Origin of the sequence: Acidovorax radicis, assembly GCF_020510705.1 — a bacterium.
In the GTDB taxonomy this organism is placed as follows: domain Bacteria; phylum Pseudomonadota; class Gammaproteobacteria; order Burkholderiales; family Burkholderiaceae_C; genus Acidovorax; species Acidovorax radicis_A.
Genome location: NZ_CP075184.1, coordinates 1,488,051 through 1,508,165, shown reverse-complemented (window position 1 = coordinate 1,508,165; position 20,115 = coordinate 1,488,051). Strand labels below are relative to the sequence as shown.

Here is a 20,115-nt window from a genome sequence, read left to right as displayed (position 1 = left end):
CGATGCTTGCACCACCCCGGTGCAAGCCCCCAAAAGGCACGCAGTCCCATCCATGCAACTCCACAGCAGGTGGCACGCGCAGCCCCAACGCAAGCCGTGCAGTGCCACCACCGGAAAGGCTTTTGTCATGTCGTTTCTCAAGCTCACGGATGTGACCAAGTTCTATGGCAGCACCTGCGCGGTGCAGTCCATGAACCTCACGGTGCAAAAGGGTGAATTTGTGTCGCTGCTGGGGCCTTCGGGCTGCGGCAAGACGACCACGCTGCAGATGGTGGCGGGGTTTGAGGCGGTGACCAGCGGGCGCATTGAGCTCGATGGCAAGGACATCACCCACGCCAAGGCCAACACGCGCGGGCTGGGCATCGTGTTTCAGAGCTACGCGCTCTTCCCGCACATGACGGTGGCAGCCAATGTGGCCTTTGGACTGGAGATGCGCAAGGTGCCCAAGGCCGAGCGGGCCGAACGCGTGGCCCAGGCGCTGGCGCTGGTGCATTTAGAGCAGCACGCCACGCGCTACCCGCGGGAGTTGTCGGGCGGCCAGCGCCAGCGTGTGGCACTGGCGCGTGCGCTGGTGATCGAGCCGCCCGTGCTGCTGCTGGACGAGCCCCTGTCCAACCTCGATGCCAAGCTGCGCGAAGAGATGCAGTTTGAGCTGCGGCAGATCCAGCGCAAGGTGGGCACCACGACCATCATGGTTACGCACGACCAGAGCGAGGCCATGTCCATCAGCGACCGCGTGGTGGTGATGGAGGCCGGCCGCGCCACGCAGATCGACCACCCGCACCGCGTGTACGAGCACCCGCGCACGCGCTTCATCTCGACCTTTGTGGGCAAGGCCAACCTGTTGCCTGGCAAGGTGACACACGCCAGTGGAACGCACACGCATGTGGCGGTGGGCAGTCTGACGGTGGAAGTGGACGGCCCGCGCTACCGACCCGGCGCCGCCGTGCTGTTGAGCGTGCGGCCTGAAAAAATGCAGCTGGTGCCCGCCGTGCAGGGCCGGCTTGATGGCGAGGTGTGCGAGCGCTTCTTTTTGGGCAGCCAGTGGCTATACCGCGTGGGCACGCCCGTGGGCGACCTGATGGTGCTGGCGCCCAACGACGGACGTGCCGCGCTGGCCGAGGGCGAGCGCATGGGCGTGGACTGGCCCGACCACTGCATGCGCCTGCTGCCCGCCGACGAAACCGCGATGGCCGAGCTGGAGGCCGAAGACACCGCCGCCGAGGTGGCGCCATGAGCCTGGCCACCACCTTGCTGCACAAAAAAGCCGCGCCCTGGTGGTTGTCGGCGCCCGCACTGCTGCTGTTCACGGTGCTGCTGCTGGTGCCGCTGGCGCTCACGGCGGTGCTGTCTTTTAACGCCTTCGACCCGGTTACAGGGGTGAAGGCGGGCGAGTTCACACTGGAGCATTACGCCCATGTGTTCACCGATTCGTACTACTACACGATCTTTTGGCGCACGTTCTGGATTGCAGGGCTGGTCACGCTGATCTGCGTGGCCATTGGTGCGCCCGAGGCCTACATCCTGAGCCGCATGGGCAACCCGTGGCGCTCTATCTTGCTGCTGGTGGTGCTGGCGCCGCTGCTGGTGTCGGTGGTGGTGCGCGCCTTTGGCTGGAGCATGCTACTGGGGCCGGAAGGGCTGGTGAATGGACTGTTTGGGCTGCTGGGGTTTGGCCCGGTGAAGATGCTCTACACCGAGATCGCAGTGGTCATCGCCCTGGTGCATGTGATGCTGCCCTTCATGGTGATCCCCGTGTGGACATCGCTGCAAAAGCTCGACCCGGGCGTGGAAAACGCGGCCCTGTCGCTGCAGGCCACGCCGTTGACCACGCTGCGGCGCATCGTGTTGCCGCAGGTGCTGCCAGGCATCTTGTCGGGCAGCCTGATCGTGTTTGGGCTGGCGGCCAGCTCGTTTGCCATCCCCGGCCTGCTGGGCGGGCGGCGGCTGAAGATGGTGGCCACGGTGGTGTACGACGAGTACCTGCACGAGCTGAACTGGCCCCTGGGCGCGGCGATTGCGCTGACGCTGCTGGTGGCCAACCTGGTGGTCATGCTGAGCTACAACCGATTGGTTGAAGGCCGCTACAAGAAAGCGTTGGGCTGAAACTATGCAGAAGAACGGACCTTTAGCCCTCGCGTTCAACGCGCTGGTCATCACCTTCATGCTCGCCCCCTTGCTGGTGGTGTGCATCGTGGCGTTCACGCCGCACAACACGCTGACGCTGCCCACCACCGAGTTCTCGCTGCGCTGGTTCAAGGCGGTGTTCGAGCATTCGGACTTTATGCAGTCGTTCTGGAACAGCCTGTGGCTGGCGCTGGCCTCGGCCACGCTGGCCACGGTGCTGGCCGTGCCTGCGGGCATTGCCATCACGCGCTACGACTTCCCGGGACGTGGCTTTCTCAACGGCCTGTTCCTGTCGCCACTGATCATTCCGCACCTGGTGCTGGGCGTGGCCCTGCTGCGCCTGTTTGCGCTGATGGGCGGGGCGGGCAGCTTTGGCTGGCTGGTGTTTGCGCATGCGCTCATCGTCACGCCTTACACCCTGCGGCTGGTGGTGGCCGCCCTGGTGGGGTTTGACCGCAGTGCCGAGCACGCCGCCCTGTCGCTGGGCGCGAGCCAGGCCACGGTGTTCACGCGCATCACGCTGCCGATGATCCTGCCCGGCGTGACGGGCGGGTGGATGCTGGCCTTCATCAACAGCTTTGATGAAGTGACCATGTCGATCTTTGTCACCTCGCCCAGCACGGTGACGCTGCCGGTGCGCATGTACATGTATGCCACCGAGTCAATTGACCCGCTGATGGCGGCCGTGTCGGCATTGATGGTGGCACTGACGGCCTGCGCGATGGTCGTGTTGGACAGGGTATACGGACTGGACCGCGTTCTGGTCGGTCGGAAATAGATGGGCATCGCAACCATGAGCTCCAGCCAACCTTTGCTCCACCGCGTGGCCGAAAAAGACCGCGCCCCCGTGCCCTTCGTGCTCGACGGCGAACCCGCTACGGCCCTGGAAGGCGACACGGTGCTCACCGCCATCCTCACCAACCGCGCCCAGCTGCGCCGCAACGAGTTCAGCCACGAGCCGCGCGCCGGTTTTTGCATGATGGGCGCATGCCAGGACTGCTGGGTGCTGACTGCCAGCGGTGAACGGCTGCGGTCTTGCGCCACGTTGGTGAAAGCGGGCATGCAGCTGACCACCGGAGAGCCCGCATGACCGCCCCCACCTTGCAACCCGTGATCGTGGGCGCAGGCCCTGCGGGCATTCGCGCTGCGCAAACCCTGGTGGCGCATGGCGTGCGGCCCGTGGTGATCGACGAGGCCGCGCGCGGCGGTGGGCAGATCTACCGCCGCCCGCCCGCACACTTTGCCCGCAACCCGCAAACCTTGTACGGTACCGAAGCATCACGCGCTACGGACTTGCACAGCGTTTTCGACAGCCTGCAGACGCAGATCGACTACCAAGCCGACAGCCTGGTGTGGAACGCCCAGGCCGGCCTGCTCGATGTGCTGCACGGTCCCACGCAAACCACGCGCACGGTGCCCTACGGCCAGCTCATCGTGGCCAGCGGCGCCACCGACCGCGTGCTGCCCGTGCCGGGCTGGACGCTGCCCGGCGTGTACACGCTGGGTGGCGCGCAGGTGGCGCTGAAGTTTCAGGGCTGCACCATCGGCCGCAACGTGGTGCTGATGGGCACCGGGCCGCTGCTGTACCTCGTGGCCTACCAATATGCCAAGGCAGGCACAACGGTCGCGGCGGTGCTCGACACCGCCCGCTTTGCCGACCAACTGACGGCCCTGCCCGGCATGCTGACGCAGCCCGCCGTGCTGGCCAAGGGCCTGTACTACGTGGGCTGGCTGCGTGCGCATGGCGTGGCGCTGCACACCGGCGTGCGGCCCGTGCGCATTCAAGGCGATACCCGTGTGAACGCGGTGGTGTGGAGCGACGGCCAGCGTGAGCACACCGTGCCCTGCGACGCCGTGGGCTTTGGCTACGCCCTGCGGTCCGAAACCCAGCTGGCCGACCTGCTGGGCTGCCAATTTGCCTGGGCGCCCATGCACCGCGCGCACTTGCCTGAACGTGATGGCGCAGGCCGCACCAGCGTGGCGGGCGTGTACTTGGCGGGCGATGGCGCGGGCATCATGGGCGCGGACGCCGCCGAATGGGCGGGCGAGCGCGCCGCGCTGGCGCTGCTGGCAGACCACGGCGTCAAAGTGGATGCCGCACGCGCTGCGGAGCTGGAACGCAAGCTGACGAAGCTGATGCCTTTCAGGCAAGGGCTGGAGCGCGCCTTCCCCTTCCCCGCCGACTGGGCCGTTAACGCGCCGGATGCGCTCGTGGTGTGCCGCTGCGAGAACATCACGGCGGGCGAGCTGCGGGCTTGCGCCCGCGATGCGGGTGCCGACGAAATGAACCGCCTGAAGGCCCTGACCCGCGTAGGCATGGGCCGCTGCCAGGGCCGCATGTGCGGCGTGGGCGCTGCAGAAATCCTGGCCCACGCCACGGGCAAGCCGATTGATGCGGTAGGACGGCTGCGCGGGCAAGCGCCGATCAAGCCCATTCCCATCCACCTGCAAGCCCAGGCGGAGGCTGCCGAATGACCACAACCCGAACCATTGACACCGACATTGCCATTGTGGGCGGCGGCATCATGGGTGCATCGGCCGCACTGGCACTGCGCCGCAAAGGTGTGGCGGTGGTGCTGCTGGAGCGCGACCTGTGCGGCTCGCGCTCCAGCGGCGTGAACTACGGCGGCGTGCGCCGCCAGGGCCGCCCTGTGAGCCAGTTGCCGCTGGCGCAGCGTGCGCACCAGGTGTGGGCCAACCTGCCCGCGCTGATTGGCACCGATGGCGAGTACCAACGCAGCGGGCACTTCAAGATCGGCCGCAGCGAGGCGGACATGGCCGCGCTGGAGGCCTACGCAAACCTGAGCAGTGACTTCGACCTGGGCATCCAGCTCATCTCGGGCGCCACGCTGCGCGAGCGCTGCCCCTGGCTGGGCGGGCGTGCGGTGGGTGGCTCGCTGTGCCCCGACGACGGCCAGGCCAACCCGCGCCTGGTGTCGCCCGCGTTTGCGCTGGCCGCACGGCGCGCGGGCGCACAGATTCTCGAACGCACGCCGATGACGTCAGTGGAGCACGACGGCAAGGTATTCACCGTACGCTCGGGCAATACCTTGGCCGTTCGGGCTCCCGTGCTCATCAACTGCGCAGGCGCCTGGGCGGGTGCGCTGGCGGCGCAGTTTGGCGAGGCCGTGCCCATCCACTCCGGCCACCCGGCCATGGCCGTGACCGAACCCCTGCCCTTCTTCATGCACTGGAGCCTGGGTGTGGAAGGCGGCGGCATCTACTGCCGCCAGGTGGCGCGCGGCAACCTGGTGCTGGGCGGCGGCGCAGGTGTGGCGCTGGATGCCGACCGCGCCCGCTCCGAGCGCAGTGCCATCGCCACGCTGGCCGTGCAGGCGGTGGAGCTGCTGCCTGCCCTGAAAAACGCGCACTTCATCCGCACCTGGAGCGGCACCGAAGGCTACCTGCCCGACCGGCAACCCGTGCTGGGCAAAAGCCACACCACGCCCGGCCTGATCCACGGCTTTGGCTTTGCGGGTGCGGGCTTTCAGATTGGCCCCGGCGTGGGCGAGGTGCTGGCCGAGCTGGCGCGTGACGGCCGCAGCACCACGCCGATTGATGCGTTTGCGATTGAGCGATTTCTCCCAACGACGGTGGCTGAAGTGGCCAGCACTGCCGCTGCCCACTGACAACGTTAGCCACCGACACGTCTTTCATCCCCCACCAGAAAGGAAAGCACCATGACCTTCTCCCCTCGCTTTGCAAGCCGCACCCGCCGCGCTCTCGTGGCAGCCGCCGCACTGGCCACCGTGGCCGCAGCAGGCACCGCCACCGCGCAGACCAAGACGCTGTACATCGGCATGAACGGCGGCACCATGGAGAAGGCGTACACGCAGTACGTGTTCCCCGCGTTTGAAAAGCTGCACGGCGTGAAGGTGGTGGTGGTGCCCGGCACGTCCTCGGACATCCTGGCCAAGGCGCAGGCCAACAAGGACAAACCACAGATGCACGTCATGTTTCTGGACGACGGCATCATGGTGCGCGCCATGGGCATGGGCCTGTGCGAGAAGCAACGCCCCAACCAGCACCTGAACGACATCTATCCCGCAGCCCGCTTCAAGGACGACCTGGCCAGCGGCGTGAGCCTTGGCATGACGGGCATTGCCTACAACACCAAGATGTTTGCCGAAAAGGGCTGGGCAGCACCCACGTCGTGGATGGACTTTGCCGACCCCAAGTACAAGGGCAAGGTGGTGTTCCAGTCCATGCCGTCGTCGTCGTTCGGGCTGCACGGTTTCTTGATGTTCAACCGCATCCAGGGCGGCAATGACAAGAACGTGGAGCCAGGCTTCAACAACTGGGCCAAGACCATCGGCCCGAACGTGCTGGAGTACATCCCCAGCTCGGCCAAGATTTCGGAGATGGTGCAGACGGGTGAGGCCGCGATCTTCCCGCTCACGCCCACCAGCGTGGCGGCCTTGAAGGCCAAGGGCATTCCGGTGGAATACGCACAGCCCAAGGAGGGCTCGGTGGTGCTGATGACCGGCCAGTGCGTGATCGCCAAGAACAGCGAGCCCGAGCTGGCCCAAAAGCTGGCCGAATTTCTGCTGAGCCCGCTGGCCCAGGCCAACGTGCTGCAGTTTGGCGCGCAGATTCCTACCAACCCCAAGGCCCCGGCCGTGGGTGAAGGTGCAGCCCAGGTCGCACAGATCAGCCAGTGGATGAAAAACGCCGTGACGCTGGACTGGGACAGCGTGAACGCGAACCGCCCTGCCTGGAATGCACGCTGGAACAAGACCATCGAGCGCTGAGCGGGTGTGAGCGGGCCACGCCCCCTCACACCAACGGGCCGTTTGTGACAAATGTCACCGGCCCCGCCTTGCGCTGTGGCCGAAGGGCGCCACAAACTACTTCTTCGACTTCAGAATCCGCCGCCTGAACACGGCAATTGAATCGAAGAAGAGGGATACCACCATGAAACGCTGGATCAAATGGACCGCAGGCAGCGCACTGCTGCTGGGCGTGGTTGTTGTCGCCACGGCAGCCATCGGCCTACACCTGGCCGAGCAAAAGCGCAACCGCTATATCGACATCAAGCCCCGACCCGTGGCCTACACCACCGATGCACAGACCATCGAGCGCGGGCGCTACCTGTATGCATCGCGTGGCTGCACCGACTGCCACGGCGCCCAAGGCACGGGCCGCGAGTTTGTGAACGATGGCAAGGGCACGCGCCTGGCAGGCCCCAACATCACGTCCGCCGGTGTGGTGGCCCGCTACCAGCCCGAAGACTGGAACAGCGTGATCCGCCATGGCGTCAAGCCCAATGGCCGCCCAGTGCTGGTAATGCCCAGCGAGGACTACAACCGCTGGAGCAACGACGACCTGGACGCCCTGGTGCCGTACGTGCGCCAATTCAAACCCCAAGAGGGCACGCAGACCGTGGTGGAGCTGCCCCGCCCCGCCTGGGTGCTGTATGGCCTGGGCGCCATACCCGACGCGGCTGCGCGCATCAACCACCAGTTGGCGCCCTCGCGCCCGACCCCTGCGGGTGTGACGCTGGCCAACGGCCAATACGTGGCCAACATGTGCATCGGCTGCCATGGCGCCAACCTGGCGGGCGGCAAGATACCGGGCGGCCCGCCCGACTGGCCCGCAGCGGCGGACATCCGCCCCAGCGCCCAGAGTGCCGGCAGCGCCCTGGCACGCTACCCCAATGCAGCCAGTTTTGTGGCCATGCTGCGCACGGGCAAACGACCCGATGGCAGGCCGATCCAGGTGATGCCGTTTAAGTCGCTGGGGCAGTTGAGCGATGTGGATGCGCAGGCGCTGTATCTGTTTTTGACAACGCCTGGGGGCAACGCCAATGCGGCGAGTGCCGGCCCGGTGGTGGGCCATGCGCCGGCCAGTGGGGATGTGGGGGCAAGAGGTGCTGCCGATGCACATCTGGTGCGGGTAGAGCAGCCGGTGCAGCAGCGTCGGCCGTCGAACGTGCCTTCGGTTTCTTCGGGGTTGCGGATGCCGGGGTGATGGGTGTGCGTCTTGGATTTTTGGTGTTTTTAGCTTCCAGCGCTTGTCTGTAAAGCGCCAACAGCTATTGTTTTAATAGTAGCCAGCATTCCTTTGCAGAGGCCGGGAGCCGGGGTGTACGCCCGGCCTGCGCACTCACACCAAACCACACCACACCAGGCCAGGACCATCACCACCGGCCCTCAGACGCGGCCCCTTCAATGCCGGTGTGCAACCTGCTCAGCACCCACCCCAGGCCCCTGGCCATACCCGCCCATCGGCCCACCGGACGTATTGGCGGAAGGCGCAGCCGGCCCCCGCCGCACGCGCGGCACCACACTCAGCTGCACGGTGTCCAGCACGGGCCCCGGCACCACGTTCAACGCCTTGCGTGGCAAGTCCACCAGTTGCTCGGCATGCCATACCCGCACCTGGGCGGCGCCATCGGGCACGCCGGCGAAGCGGGCAATGCCGTCGCTGTCGGTCTTGAGCGTCCAGGCCGAATCGGTCACGAACACATGGCCGCGCATGGAGCCGTGCAGGTGGCACGACAACAGCACCACGCCAGCGGTGTCGAGTTTCACGTCGGCAAAGTTGGCGGGTTTGCCATCGGCCTTGCCCGACAGGCGCAGCTCAAAACCGTTGTTCGGATCCACCGCGCTGGCAGGGTTGGGCGGCAGGCCCGCTGGCGCCCCGCGCACGTGGTGGTCCCACCGGTCCTGGTTGGTGAAACGCACTGTGCTGCCGGGCAACACCACGGTCACCGCAGGCACGAAGCGCATTTTTTCCTGCTCGATGGTGGGGTTGGACTGCAGCAGGCCGGGCGGCGCCCCGGCGGCGGCGCCGGGGTACACCACCACCACGGCATCGGGCACCGGCTTGCCGTCGCGGTCCAGCACCTGGATTTGAACGTTTCCGGCGATAGCGCTTGTGTATAAAGCGCTGAAAGCTATACAAACAATAGCGTTTTTCATGCGATCACCGCAGCGTGATGATGTCGCGGTGTATGGGGGCCAGCAGGGCCAGCAAGCGGTTTTGTTGGGCAAAGGGAATGCCCTGGGCGTCCATGGCGGTTTGCAGCACTTCGACCAGCGCGTTGAAATGGCCCTTGTTGATGTCCATGTCGGCATGCGCCGATTTCATGTCGGCTCCCTCGTACTGGCAAGGCCCGCCGCTGAGCTGGCAAATCTGGTCGGTAAGGCTTTCCTTGAGGGCCGCTGGTTTCACCTCCTTGAAATGGGCGCCGATGCGCGGGTCTTTGACCAGGCGGTCCACAAAGTCGTCCATCAGGCGGGTGATGCCGGCTTTTTCACCCAGTGCCTGGTACAGGCCTGCGGGTGCCGCAGCCACCCCCGCAGAAGGTGACGGCGCAGAAGCCGCTGTGGTGGTTTGTGCCACGGCGGGCAGGGCCAGCAGGCTGGCAATGGCCAGAGCGGGAACCAGGGCTAGCAAGGTACGGTGTGTCATGGGAATTCTCCGGAGCAGGGTTGGGGCGGGCGTGGTCAGCGCATCCAAGCGTCAGAACGCCACCTGGGCTGAGAGGTAGTAACCCGTCTGGCGGCGGTGGCCGGTGATGCCGGGCACGATGCGGCCCAGGTCCACATAGGCCAGCGTGAGTGACAGGTTCTTGCTGGGCGCCCAGGCCACGAAGAGGTCTTTCCAGTCGTCTTCGCGCAGCGCAGCGCCCAGGCCGACGGCCGCGCCCAGCGCCTGCAGGTTGTTGGGCTTGAAGCGGTATTCGGCCCCCACGGCCACGTGCTTGTTGATGAGGTAGGCCACCGAAAACTCGGGCTGCAGGCTGCGGCTGTTCTTGCCGGGCGCGGCCGAGCCAAAACCCAGCAGGCCGTTCTGGTTGGCGTTGGTGGAGCGCAGCGTGCCGTTGAGCAGCAGGCTCTTGTCGAGCAGCAGTTTGGTGGCGCTCACATACAGGTCGGTGCCGCTGGTTTTGGCGCCCAGAAAGTCAAGCACCGACCCGATGGAGCCGGGATGCACCTGTTTGTGCTCCAGCCCGACGGCGATCTGCGGCATCCAGTTGTCGGCATCCAGCACGGCTTCTCCGGCCACTTTGACCTTGAGCCCCAGCACATCCATCTTGATGTGCTGGCCGGGTGCCACACCAAACGGCGCAATGCCGTTGAGGGCTACGGCGGGCGAGGCGTCAAAATCTTGCCGCGCCAGCGAGAGCTCCACCCTGTCGTGCCACCCCACCGCGACGCCATAGCCGTTCAGCCCGTAATCGCGCGTGGCAGCGCGGGTGGCATAGGCGCTGACGCCGATCTCGCCCTCGGTGGCGTTGCTGCCAATCACGGCCCAGGGCGTGATGCCGCCACCCGCCGAGCCCGCAATGGTGCTGACGCCGCCCGTGAGCAGCAGCTTGCCCGTGTCGGCATGGGCCAGCCCGGTGGTGGCCATGGCCCATATGGCCAGCGTGGCCAGCAAGGTGGGGGGATGCCGGTGTTTCATCGTGGTCTCCAGTGCAGTGGGTGGTTATGTAAAAGGATGTTGCCCTCTACATACGCACCCCATCTGGCGGCGGATTCAATAACCACTAAAAATAATCGGCGCGCCCCACACACCGGCGCCGCGCAGGGCCGCCCACAGAACAGGGGCCTACAGCATCCGCTGGATCAGCGCGCCCTTGAACAGCACCGGCCCGGTCGGCCCGGTCTCGCTGGGCACGCCACCCTTGGGCTCCAGGCTGATGGCCAGCGTGGGCACCTGCTTCACGTCCGCCTCGCCCGCCACGAGCTTGAGCAGCTTGTCTTGCCCCAGCACCCCCAGCGAACGGGGGCCGCCCGCGGGCGGCAGCGCCCACAGCTGCAGCGATTGGTCGGCCCCCTCCTGGAACCCACCCACGCGCTGCAGCACCAGTTGATTGTTTTTGGGGTCGAAGGTGACCAGCATCGAGGCGGCCGCCTTGTCATCGGCCAGCACGGCCACGTACTGGATCTGGGGAGTGGCCTGCAGTTGCTGCTGCAAGGCGGCGATCTGCGCGCCGGTGGTGTGGCGCAGCCCGCCATTGACCTGCACACCCACCACCACGGTGGCCAGGGCGCCCGCCGCCGCCGCACCGCGCCACACCAGCAGGTTGCGCCACCAGGTGTGGGCGACGGACGGGGCAGCCGCCTGGGTGGATGGCGCGGCAGCTCGCGCCGCCTGCAGGGCGCGGTGGGATTGGTCTGCCTGCACGAGGTTGTCGATGCGGGTCCACACGGCTGGCGCGGGTTGGGCCACCGGCTGTAGCTCGGTCAGACCCGACCAGCGGGTCTGCCACACCAGGGCGGCTGCGCGCACGGTGGCGTGCTCACGGGCCAGGGTTTCAAAGCGGCGGCGCGCGCCGCCGCGCAACGTGCCCAGCGCATAGCTGGCGGCCAGGCGGTCAAGCAGTTCAGGGGATTGGGTGATGTTCATGGCGCCGGGCTCCTCACGCGTACCGCGACATGCAGCCGCGCAACTGTTCGAGCCCACGCCGGATCCACGTCTTGACGGTGCCCAGCGGCAGCTTCAGCTGCTCGGACAGCTCGCCGTGGCTCAGGTCGCGCAGATACGCGAGGCTGACCACTTCGCGCTGCTTGTTGTCGAGCTTGCCCAGGCAGTGGTGCAAGGCAAAAGCCTGCTGGCTGGCGTCGGCGGCGTCCATGGGGTTGGGTGCGTCGCCCTCCAGGGCCGGTGCCGCTTCGTCGTCGATGTCGTTCATGAGGTCTGCGCGGTCGGTGGTGCGTTTGCGCAACGCATCCAGCGCGCGGCTGCGCACGATCAGGCCCATCCACGCCATGGGCGGGCTCAGGGATGCGCGGTAATTGCCCGCGCCCCGCCAGATGGAAAGAAAGGACTCCTGAAGCACATCTTCGGCCGCGTCGCGGTTGCGGACGATGCGCAGCGCCAGCCCAAAAAGCTGCGACGAGGTGCGCTCGTACAGCTTTCTCAGCGCGGAATCATCCTGCGCGGCGATGCGATCAAGGAGGTTCATCAGTTCACTGTCGGGGTTCAGGCTCATGCGCCCATTCTCTGGGATTGCCCGGATTTCACGGGTTTGCGGGGCGTTTAACTCTGAATGAATACGCCACAACCCGCCCCCTGGATTCAAACAGGGGCGTCAGAAACGACCAAGGCCGCAGCGCGGCCTGGTTGATAAAGGGAACAAACGGCGGCCACACGGCTGCACCAAACCGCCTGGCCGACGCCAGGGGGACGCCAAGGGGATGCCAGGAGGCTTAGGCCGGGTAGGTGCCCGGCAGCAGGATGGAGCGGTCCACCGTCTGGATGTTGGTGTGGCCACAAAACGCCATGGTCACATCCAGCTCTTTGTGGATCATCTGCAGCGCACGGGTCACGCCGGCTTCGCCGTAGGCACCCAGGCCGTAGACCATGGCGCGGCCGATCATGGTGCCGCGCGCGCCCAGCGCCCAGGCCTTGAGCACGTCCTGGCCCGAGCGGATGCCGCCGTCCATCCACACCTCGATCTGCGCGCCCACGGCGTCGACGATGGCGGGCAGCGCGTTGATGGAAGATGGCGCGCCATCGAGCTGGCGCCCGCCGTGGTTGCTGACCACGATGGCGTCGGCCCCGGCAGCAACGGCAAGCCGGGCATCCTCCGCATCCATGATGCCCTTGAGAATCAGCTTGCCGCCCCATTGCTCCTTGACCCAGCGCACGTCGGCCCACGACAGGCGCTGGTCGAACTGCTCGTTGGTCCAGGCCGCCAGCGAGCTCATGTCCGAGACACCCTTCACGTGGCCCACCAGATTGCCAAAGCTGTGCCGCCGCGTGCGCGCCATACCCAGGCACCACTGCGGCTTGGTCATCAGATTGACGATGTTGCGCAGCGTGGGGCGCGGTGGCGCGGTCAGGCCGTTCTTGATGTCCTTGTGGCGCTGGCCAATCACCTGCAGGTCGAGCGTGAGCACTAGCGCGCTGCATCGGGCGTCGCGTGCGCGGCCAATCATGCGCGCCATAGCATCGCGGTCACGCATCATGTACAGCTGAAACCAGAACGGCGCGGTGGTGTTCTGTGCAATGTCTTCGATGGAGCAGATGCTCATGGTGGACAGCGTGAACGGGATGCCGAACTTCTCGGCCGCACGCGCGGCGTGGATCTCTCCGTCTGCATGCTGCATTCCGGTGAGCCCCACCGGGGCGATGGACACCGGCATCGTGGCCGCCTGGCCCACCAGCGTGGTGGCGGTGCTGCGGCCTTCCATGTTCACGGCCACGCGCTGGCGCAGCTTGATCTGCTGGAAGTCCGCCGCGTTGGCCCGGTAGGTGCCTTCGGTCCACGACCCCGAATCGGCATAGTCATAAAACATGCGCGGCACGCGGCGCTCGGCAATGACTCGCAGGTCTTCGATACAGGTGATTTTGGACAGGTTGGGCACGCAGGGTCTCCGAAAGGGGGAATGCGCCGAATGGTAGGCGGTGGCACGCAGGCCAGCCATCAAAATTATTTCGACAGGCTGCAACAAATTTCCAGCCGCCCCATGACCGCGCGAAACACGCCAGGCAAAAAATTCAAGCAAAAAATGCCATGAGCGCTTGATGGGCAAGCGCTGATTGCTATCTATTTTGAATCAATCCCCCTCAGACCACCCCCGTGGTCACCGCACCAACAATCTACGGGGCGCTGCTGCCCGCCGCATCGCGCAGCACGACTTCGGGCGCGGCGTCTGGCCCCTGGTAGAGCATGAAGCGCATGCGGCCGTCGCGCTTGGCCGCATACATCGCACTGTCGGCATGGCGCGAGAGTGCATCAAACGTGTCACCGTGCTGCGGGTACAACGCAATGCCGCCACTGAGGCCCATGCGCACCGGGTTACCCGCCAGGACAAACGGCTCGTCACAGGCCCGCAGGATTTTTCGCGCCACGACACACGCAGGCTCGGCACCATCGAGGCCGGGCAGCAGCACCACAAACTCGTCCCCGCCCTGGCGGCACACCGTGTCGGATGCGCGCACGGCGGTCTGCAAACGCTGGGCAAACTGCACCAGCAGCACATCGCCCGCATCGTGGCCCAGGCGGTCGTTAACGCCCTTGAAGCCGTCCAGGTCGAGGTAGATCACGGCCAGCGAACGCCCATCGCGCCGTGCCTGCACTATCGCCAGCTGGGCGCGGTCTTGCAGCAGCACCCGGTTGGGAAGGTCGGTGAGGGCGTCGTATTGGGCCAGGTGTGCCATGCGCTCGGCCATCACCACGGCTTCGGTCACATCACGCAGCACGGCCACCGCTCCGGTCACGGCGCCATGGCGGTCGGTGATGGGGCTGGCCGTGGCCTCCACCTGAAAACGCTGCCCCGTGCTGCGGTGCACAACGATGCCGCGCACAGCCTCTACCGCTGTGACCCGGTCAATGGCCAGGCGCAATGGGCTGGGCTGCAGCGCGTCCTGGTCCGCGCTGCGAAGGCTCAGCACTTCGTCCACGCCATGGCCCGCTGCGTCAAACGCCTGCCATCCCGTCAGCTGCTCGGCCACCGGGTTGAGGTAAGTCACACGGCCCTGCGCGTCCGAGCAAACCACGGCGTCGCCGATCGACTGCAGGGTCAGGCGCACCCGCTCTTTCTCATCGAACAGCTCCTCCTCCATGCGCTTGCGCTCGGAGATGTCGGTGGCCTGCACAAAAATGCCGCGCACACTGCCGCCTTCGGTGTCGGGTACATACGAAATGATGATGTGGCGTGGCGTGCCATGCACATCCCGCAGCGTGCTCTCAAAAAGCTGGGGCTCACCCTGCAAGGCACGCCGCAGGAAGGGCTCGTTCGCAGCAAAGCGCTCGGCACCCACCAGTTCACTGAAATGCACGCCGCGCAGGCGTTCGGGCGGTATGCCGAACCATTCGAAGTGCGCCTTGTTGGCGAACCGGTTGCGCAGCTGGGCATCCCAGTAACCCACCATCGAGGGCAGGTTGTTGAGGATGGTGCGCACGTCGTGCTCCGCCTCGCGCAGCTGGGCTGACACCTTCTGGCGCAGCGCCAATTCGCGCACGAAAAGCAGGGCCAGCCCCACGCAGGCGATCATCAGCAGCAAGGCAAAGCCCCCCAGCACCAATGCACTGCGGTACCACTTGCTCAGAATGGTGTCGGCGGCCTGCGCCACGTTGAGAATCAGCGGGTAGTCGCCCACCTTGCGAAAGGCGTAAAGGTGCTGCACACCATCGAGCGCGGCGGGGCCTACAAACGTGCCATTGACCTCGCGCTGAAACCGAAGGAAGCTGGACGAACCGGCAATGGTTTTGCCCACGTCCGCATCGCCATAGGGGAAGCGGGAAATGACGACTCCATCACCTCCAAACAGGTTGACACCACTGTTGGCGCCGAGATCGAGCGAGCCGAATAGCTCGTTGAGAAAGCTCAGGCGCAGCGCGCCCACCACCACGCCGGCAAAGCTGCCATCGGGATGGTGGTACGCCCTCGACAGCGGCAGGACGTTGAGACCCGTGACGCGCGAGGGCACCGGCTTGCCAATGAACAAGCCTTCGTGGGCGCCTGTCTGGAAGGCTTTGAAGTAGTCGCGGTCCGCTAAATTGGCCTTGCGCGGCACCGCAGAGCCCGAGTCCAGAATCAGATCGCCCTTGGCATCGAGCACCAGGACATCGCCCGCGCCCAGCATGCGCAGCGAGTTGTCAAACACCACGCGGGACCGCAGGTCTTGTGGCAAGGCCCACACCTCGGGGCGGCTGACCTCACGCGCCACACCCAGCAGCGATTTGTCGTAAGAGTCGAGCGCCCAGACCAGGCTGCGTTCAAGGGTCTGCGCGAGGTTGGTGTTGGTCTGTATCGCGTAATTCCACTCGTCGCTGCGAATGGTCCAGACCGATCGGGCAAACAGTGCGCCAATGCCCAGCGACACCAACAAGGCCAGCCAGATCAGGCGGTGAGAGAAAAACTGGCGAAGCGAGGGCATAGAAATTATTGAGGCCATTTTAAGCGGCCAGCCTTATGCGCAGCTTAGCCTCAAGTCGCGTCATCTTCTTCAGGATTGCCCCCTCTTCTCTTTTCTCTTTTCTCTTTTTGTCTTCTTATGAGGCGCTGCAGTTACTAAGAACCTGTTCAAAATCTTTTAGGGGATCGCATTGGAGTGCAATCGGGATGAGTGGATGCTTCGGATGCGCCGCATGGGCCCATGCCCATGCAAGCAGCCGAGGCATTCAATCGCCAGATTTCACTCCAACCCTTCGGGCAAGTGCCTTGCCGGGCGGTCTGCTGCGTTGCGGCGCTTGCCGATAGCACGGGCTATCGGCTGCACCCCGCGCCTTGCAGCCCATCCCGGCAAGGTACTTGTGCGACCCCGAAAAGATCTTGAACAGGTTCTAAAGGCAAGCCAAGCTCAGAAAATCAAAGTGGACGATCGGGAGCAGGCTTGGAGGCCACACCCGCGCCACGCACCTCGATGCGGATCTCATCGAGCACCCGCCCGCCCGCATCGGTGATCTGCACCACGTGCCGCCCCGGCCACGGCAGCCAGGCCACCCGAGGGCCACGGCCCAGGGGTTTGCCGTCCATGCGCCACAGCAGGCTGGCGCCGGTGGCGCTGAACTGCAGGCGCTGGCGCGCGGGGGGAATGTCCGGGTCCAGCGCGATCACGGTGCCCTGCGCGGGAGCGGTAATGCGGGCGACAGAAGCAGCAGCCGTTGCAGCAGACGTGGCGGGCTCTGCGGCACTGCGCGCCGCAGTTTTAGAGCCTTTTTGGCCTCCAGCGCTTGCTCCATAAGCGCTATCAGCTCCCATATCCATAGTAAACAATGCCTGCTGGGTGCCGGGCACAAACCATTCGTCGCGCGCGGCCTCCAGCGGCTGGGGGCTGCCACCGGCCGAGGGCTGCACCGGGCCAAACTGCACCGCCGCGCGCACCAGTCCCGCCGGTGCCTTGGCCGCCCGGCTGGGCTCACGGGCGTGCAAAAAACCCATCACCGCAGCCCAGATGGGTGCCGCGCCACTGGTGCCGCTCACATCGTGCATGGCAGCCCCGCTGGCGTTGCCCACCCACACGCCCACGGTGTAGCGCTCGGACCAGCCCACGGCCCAGTTGTCGCGCATGTCCTTGCTGGTGCCGGTTTTGACGGCCGTCCAGAAGCGGGTGGCCAGCACGCTATCGGTGCCAAAGGTGCGCGCACGCGCGTTGCCGTCCGCCAGAATGTCGCCCACGATGAAGGCGGCACGTGGGTCCAGTGCAGGCGTTGTGGCAGACGCGGTCCCGGCCTTGGTGGCTGCAGGCGGCGCCGCAAAGGCCACCGGGCCCATGCGCCCGCCATTGGCCAGCGTGCGAAAAGCGTTGGTCAGATGCAGCAGGGGCACCTCGGGGCTGCCCAGGGCCAGGCTGTAGCCAAAGTAATCACCGTTTTCGCGCAACGGCATCCCCACAGCCCCCAACTGCCGGTGAAACGCATCGGGGGTGACCATGACCAGCGTGCGCACGGCCGGCACGTTGAGCGACGCGGCCAGCGCCGTGCGCACCGACACCCAGCCCTTGAACTGGCGGTCGTAGTTCTGCGGGATATACAAGCCACTGGCCGTGTTGATCTGCGCGGGCGAGTCATCCACCAGCGACGCCGCCGTGAGCCGCCGCTCGGCAATCGCCTGCGCATACAAAAACGGTTTGAGCGTGGAGCCCGGCTGGCGCAGCGCCAGCACGCCATCGACCTCGCTGGCCTGGCTCAATGCCCCTGAAGACCCCACCCACGCCAGCACCGCGCCCGTGGTGTTGTCCAGCACCAGCACGGCGCCGTCTTCCACGTTGCGCCCGCGCAGCTCGCGCAGGTGTTGCTGCAGCGTCTGCACGGCAAAACGCTGCAGCGGCGCGCGCACCGTGCTTTGCACCCGCTCGGGCACCACGCCACCAGCTGCGCCACCCGCAGCCCGCTGGCGCAGCAGGTAGCGCGCGAAATGGGGCGCCACCCCTTCGCTGGCGTCAAACGCCCGGCGCTGCAGCGCGGCGGTGGCGAACAGGTCCAGCGCATCACAGTCCACACGCGCCGCCTTGGCGCCAGCGTGCTGCTGCATGTCGCGCAGCACCCCGCAGGCGCGCCGCGCCACCACCGCTGCGCGCGCATTGGGCGCACGCACCAGGGCGGCGGTCACGGCCGCCTCGCGGTCATCCAGACCGTGGGCGGCTTTGCCAAACAGCGTGCGGCTCAGTGCATCAACGCCCACCAGTTCGCTGCGAAAAGGCACCAGGTTGAGATACGCCTCCAGAATCTGGTCCTTGCGCCAGCGGCGGTCCAGCACCTGCGCGGCCACGGTCTGCCCCAGCTTTTGCACCACGGTGCGCCCGCCGGGGCCCTGGCGCCAATCGCCATCGAGCAAACCCGCCAGCTGCATGGTGATGGTGCTGGCGCCGCGCGTGCGCTGGTTCCACAGATTGCCCCAGGCGGCGGCCGACGCAGCGCGCCAGTCCACGCCACTGTGTTCAAAAAAGCGCTGGTCTTCGCTGAGCACCAGGGCTGTTCGCAGCGCGGGCGACACATCGGCCAACGCGACCCATTGGCCGCGCCGCACGGTCGCATCGGTGCGCAGGCGCTGCAGCACGTCGCCCTCGCGCGAGAGAACCAGCGTGTCGGACGCGTGAAAGTCACGCCGCACCTCGTCGAAGGTGGGCAGCGCCCACGCCGGGGCGGCCACCGCTGCGCCTAGCAGCAGCGCCACGGCGCGGCACCAGCGCCACCGCCGCGCGGGCTCACGCAAAAAAACGCGCCAGAAAAACAACGTGGCCATGCAAACGCACAGAAATGACAGCCCCCATCAGCGCGCTGCGCGCAGGCGCACCGCGTCGCACCAGCGCTGCGCCACGCCCGGCACGGTGACGCACACCGCATCGTGCGTGGCGGTGGTCACGGCGCGCTCTAGCAGCTGGATGTCGGCCTCGTGCTGGCGCGCCACATGCGGGTCCTCAAAAAAGACGGCGCGGTGACAACGGCGCTCCAGCACCAGGTCGGCGATCTGCGCGTCGCCACCCAGCGGCCCGCTGTTAAAGCGCTGCACCCAGGGCTGCCCCTCGGGCCAGCCCTTGCTCCACGCCAGCGCGTTCAGGCGCTGGCCCGTGGTGCCGGTGGCCACCCGGTGGCGAAACTGCGACAGCACATCAAAGTTGCGATCGGCGAAGTCGAGCATGGCCTGCTTGCACGCGTCGTGGGCAATCAGGGCCAGTGTCTGAGTGCCGTGGTCATAAAACCGGTCGGCCTGCGGGTCGCGCGGCAGCCCGGCGTGGATGCGCTCCATCTCGATCCAGTCGCGTGCGCTGGCCACCGTGGAGAGAAACGGCTTGCCATGGATCACGCACTGCCGCTTGAGGGCCAGCGCCTCGGGGAAAATGGACGAAGGGTCCACGGGGTCGGTGAGGTAGATCGCGCCATCGAGCGTGCGCCCTTCCCCCATGCCCACCACCTCTGCCACCACTTTCATCAACCCGCCTTCGCGCCCATAGGGGTAGCGCACCAGCGGGCGGTAGCCCTGAAGCATGCCCGCAGCGACGATGGCATCGTGCGTGCGCCCCACGGCGTGCAGCCCCAGCTGCAGTTCCCGGATACCCGCCTCGCAGGCGCGCAGCCAGGAAAAAAGCGCCGCATCTTCGGCGTGGTGGTGCAGGCGGTTGGCGGCAAGACCCAGGATCATGGCGGGTTGGCTTTCTGAAAACAAAGGAATCCGTCGATCGTAAACACCTCACGGCTCAGTCACCCGAGTGCTCCCGGTCAAACTGCCCCTCGGCTTCGGTCAGGTGGCGCAGCAACACATGCGAGATCAGGTTGACGCCGATCCCGCCAAACACCAGCGGCAAGACATACAGCGCCACCGTGAGCTCCGAGCTGAACACCACGTCATCGGTCAGCGAGGCGGTTTTGTGAGCAAGCGCTGCCAGGGTCTGCAGCAGATACACGTCCACGCCCGCTATCAGCACCAGCGCCACGCCAAACCACAACACCGCAAGGCGTGAAATGGACCGCGTGGCCAGCAGCGCGCCGTAGATGCCCGCAGGCACCACCAGCGAAAACACCACCAGCAGCCAGAACCGCAGCTCCAGAAAAACACTGAGATTCATGGCGCTGCCGGGCGAAGG

At 66.2% G+C, this 20,115-nt stretch carries 18 protein-coding genes; 8 read left to right on the top strand and 10 right to left on the bottom strand.

Annotated elements, in window-relative coordinates:
• Positions 1-127: 127 nt before the first annotated feature.
• The 8 genes from KI609_RS06855 (at position 128) to KI609_RS06820 (ending at position 8,097) form a co-directional block, all read left to right on the top strand.
• On the top strand, positions 128-1,237 hold the full coding sequence (locus KI609_RS06855; protein ID WP_226448443.1) for an ABC transporter ATP-binding protein: 1,110 nt from the start codon (positions 128-130) through the stop codon (positions 1,235-1,237).
• Positions 1,234-2,106, top strand: a complete 873-nt coding sequence (locus KI609_RS06850; protein ID WP_226448441.1) for an ABC transporter permease — start codon at positions 1,234-1,236, stop codon at positions 2,104-2,106. The genes KI609_RS06855 and KI609_RS06850 overlap by 4 nt, the downstream gene beginning before the upstream one ends.
• Positions 2,107-2,110: 4 nt before the next feature.
• Positions 2,111-2,905, top strand: a complete 795-nt coding sequence (locus KI609_RS06845; protein WP_226448439.1) for an ABC transporter permease — start codon at positions 2,111-2,113, stop codon at positions 2,903-2,905.
• A 15-nt stretch (positions 2,906-2,920) separates the two neighbouring features.
• On the top strand, positions 2,921-3,217 hold the full coding sequence (locus KI609_RS06840; protein WP_226448437.1) for a (2Fe-2S)-binding protein: 297 nt from the start codon (positions 2,921-2,923) through the stop codon (positions 3,215-3,217).
• Complete coding sequence (locus KI609_RS06835; RefSeq protein WP_226448435.1) at positions 3,214-4,602, top strand: NAD(P)/FAD-dependent oxidoreductase; 1,389 nt, start codon at positions 3,214-3,216, stop codon at positions 4,600-4,602. The genes KI609_RS06840 and KI609_RS06835 overlap by 4 nt, the downstream gene beginning before the upstream one ends.
• On the top strand, positions 4,599-5,756 hold the full coding sequence (locus tag KI609_RS06830; protein ID WP_226448433.1) for an NAD(P)/FAD-dependent oxidoreductase: 1,158 nt from the start codon (positions 4,599-4,601) through the stop codon (positions 5,754-5,756). Before KI609_RS06835 ends, KI609_RS06830 begins: the two co-directional genes overlap by 4 nt.
• Before the next feature lie 51 nt (positions 5,757-5,807).
• Positions 5,808-6,878 (top strand): ABC transporter substrate-binding protein, encoded by a 1,071-nt coding sequence (locus tag KI609_RS06825; protein ID WP_226448431.1) that lies wholly within the window; start codon positions 5,808-5,810, stop codon positions 6,876-6,878.
• Positions 6,879-7,041: 163 nt separating this feature from the next.
• On the top strand, positions 7,042-8,097 hold the full coding sequence (locus KI609_RS06820; protein WP_226448429.1) for a c-type cytochrome: 1,056 nt from the start codon (positions 7,042-7,044) through the stop codon (positions 8,095-8,097).
• A 197-nt stretch (positions 8,098-8,294) separates the two neighbouring features.
• Here KI609_RS06820 and KI609_RS06815 read toward each other — a convergent pair whose 3' ends face one another.
• The 10 genes from KI609_RS06815 to KI609_RS06770 all read right to left on the bottom strand — a co-directional run bounded on the left by KI609_RS06815 (position 8,295) and on the right by KI609_RS06770 (position 20,097).
• Complete coding sequence (locus KI609_RS06815; RefSeq protein ID WP_226448427.1) at positions 8,295-8,975, bottom strand: plastocyanin; 681 nt, start codon at positions 8,973-8,975, stop codon at positions 8,295-8,297.
• 79 nt (positions 8,976-9,054) lie between these two features.
• Positions 9,055-9,543, bottom strand: coding sequence for a group I truncated hemoglobin (locus KI609_RS06810; protein WP_226448425.1), 489 nt, complete (start codon positions 9,541-9,543; stop codon positions 9,055-9,057).
• A gap of 51 nt (positions 9,544-9,594) precedes the next feature.
• The gene (locus KI609_RS06805; protein WP_413463379.1) at positions 9,595-10,539 is read right to left on the bottom strand and encodes a DUF3034 family protein; all 945 of its coding nucleotides are present in this window, start codon (positions 10,537-10,539) and stop codon (positions 9,595-9,597) included.
• A 147-nt stretch (positions 10,540-10,686) separates the two neighbouring features.
• Positions 10,687-11,487, bottom strand: a complete 801-nt coding sequence (locus KI609_RS06800; RefSeq protein WP_226448423.1) for an anti-sigma factor domain-containing protein — start codon at positions 11,485-11,487, stop codon at positions 10,687-10,689.
• A gap of 13 nt (positions 11,488-11,500) precedes the next feature.
• On the bottom strand, positions 11,501-12,073 hold the full coding sequence (locus KI609_RS06795; RefSeq protein WP_226448421.1) for an RNA polymerase sigma factor: 573 nt from the start codon (positions 12,071-12,073) through the stop codon (positions 11,501-11,503).
• Positions 12,074-12,290: 217 nt separating this feature from the next.
• Complete coding sequence (locus tag KI609_RS06790; protein ID WP_319003130.1) at positions 12,291-13,451, bottom strand: alpha-hydroxy acid oxidase; 1,161 nt, start codon at positions 13,449-13,451, stop codon at positions 12,291-12,293.
• 235 nt (positions 13,452-13,686) lie between these two features.
• Positions 13,687-15,969 (bottom strand): diguanylate cyclase domain-containing protein, encoded by a 2,283-nt coding sequence (locus KI609_RS06785; RefSeq protein WP_226448419.1) that lies wholly within the window; start codon positions 15,967-15,969, stop codon positions 13,687-13,689.
• A 431-nt stretch (positions 15,970-16,400) separates the two neighbouring features.
• On the bottom strand, positions 16,401-18,776 hold the full coding sequence (gene pbpC / locus KI609_RS06780; RefSeq protein WP_226448408.1) for a penicillin-binding protein 1C: 2,376 nt from the start codon (positions 18,774-18,776) through the stop codon (positions 16,401-16,403).
• A gap of 27 nt (positions 18,777-18,803) precedes the next feature.
• On the bottom strand, positions 18,804-19,673 hold the full coding sequence (locus KI609_RS06775) for a methylglyoxal synthase (RefSeq protein WP_226448406.1): 870 nt from the start codon (positions 19,671-19,673) through the stop codon (positions 18,804-18,806).
• A gap of 55 nt (positions 19,674-19,728) precedes the next feature.
• Positions 19,729-20,097 carry a hypothetical protein gene (locus KI609_RS06770; protein ID WP_226448404.1) on the bottom strand — a complete coding sequence of 123 codons (369 nt, stop codon included), beginning with the start codon at positions 20,095-20,097 and terminating at the stop codon, positions 19,729-19,731.
• Positions 20,098-20,115: the final 18 nt, after the last annotated feature.

What these genes read in the sequence shown, in the direction of transcription:
- KI609_RS06855 (WP_226448443.1), top strand. Translation starts at nt 128, where the DNA reads ATGTCGTTTCTCAAGCTCACGGATGTGACCAAGTTCTATGGCAGCACC.
- KI609_RS06850 (WP_226448441.1), top strand. Translation starts at nt 1,234, where the DNA reads ATGAGCCTGGCCACCACCTTGCTGCACAAAAAAGCCGCGCCCTGGTGG.
- KI609_RS06845 (WP_226448439.1), top strand. Translation starts at nt 2,111, where the DNA reads ATGCAGAAGAACGGACCTTTAGCCCTCGCGTTCAACGCGCTGGTCATC.
- KI609_RS06840 (WP_226448437.1), top strand. Translation starts at nt 2,921, where the DNA reads ATGAGCTCCAGCCAACCTTTGCTCCACCGCGTGGCCGAAAAAGACCGC.
- KI609_RS06835 (WP_226448435.1), top strand. Translation starts at nt 3,214, where the DNA reads ATGACCGCCCCCACCTTGCAACCCGTGATCGTGGGCGCAGGCCCTGCG.
- KI609_RS06830 (WP_226448433.1), top strand. Translation starts at nt 4,599, where the DNA reads ATGACCACAACCCGAACCATTGACACCGACATTGCCATTGTGGGCGGC.
- KI609_RS06825 (WP_226448431.1), top strand. Translation starts at nt 5,808, where the DNA reads ATGACCTTCTCCCCTCGCTTTGCAAGCCGCACCCGCCGCGCTCTCGTG.
- KI609_RS06820 (WP_226448429.1), top strand. Translation starts at nt 7,042, where the DNA reads ATGAAACGCTGGATCAAATGGACCGCAGGCAGCGCACTGCTGCTGGGC.
- KI609_RS06810 (WP_226448425.1), bottom strand. Translation starts at nt 9,543, where the DNA reads ATGACACACCGTACCTTGCTAGCCCTGGTTCCCGCTCTGGCCATTGCC.
- KI609_RS06805 (WP_413463379.1), bottom strand. Translation starts at nt 10,539, where the DNA reads ATGAAACACCGGCATCCCCCCACCTTGCTGGCCACGCTGGCCATATGG.
- KI609_RS06800 (WP_226448423.1), bottom strand. Translation starts at nt 11,487, where the DNA reads ATGAACATCACCCAATCCCCTGAACTGCTTGACCGCCTGGCCGCCAGC.
- KI609_RS06795 (WP_226448421.1), bottom strand. Translation starts at nt 12,073, where the DNA reads ATGAGCCTGAACCCCGACAGTGAACTGATGAACCTCCTTGATCGCATC.
- KI609_RS06785 (WP_226448419.1), bottom strand. Translation starts at nt 15,969, where the DNA reads ATGCCCTCGCTTCGCCAGTTTTTCTCTCACCGCCTGATCTGGCTGGCC.
- pbpC (WP_226448408.1), bottom strand. Translation starts at nt 18,776, where the DNA reads ATGGCCACGTTGTTTTTCTGGCGCGTTTTTTTGCGTGAGCCCGCGCGG.
- KI609_RS06775 (WP_226448406.1), bottom strand. Translation starts at nt 19,673, where the DNA reads ATGATCCTGGGTCTTGCCGCCAACCGCCTGCACCACCACGCCGAAGAT.
- KI609_RS06770 (WP_226448404.1), bottom strand. Translation starts at nt 20,097, where the DNA reads ATGAATCTCAGTGTTTTTCTGGAGCTGCGGTTCTGGCTGCTGGTGGTG.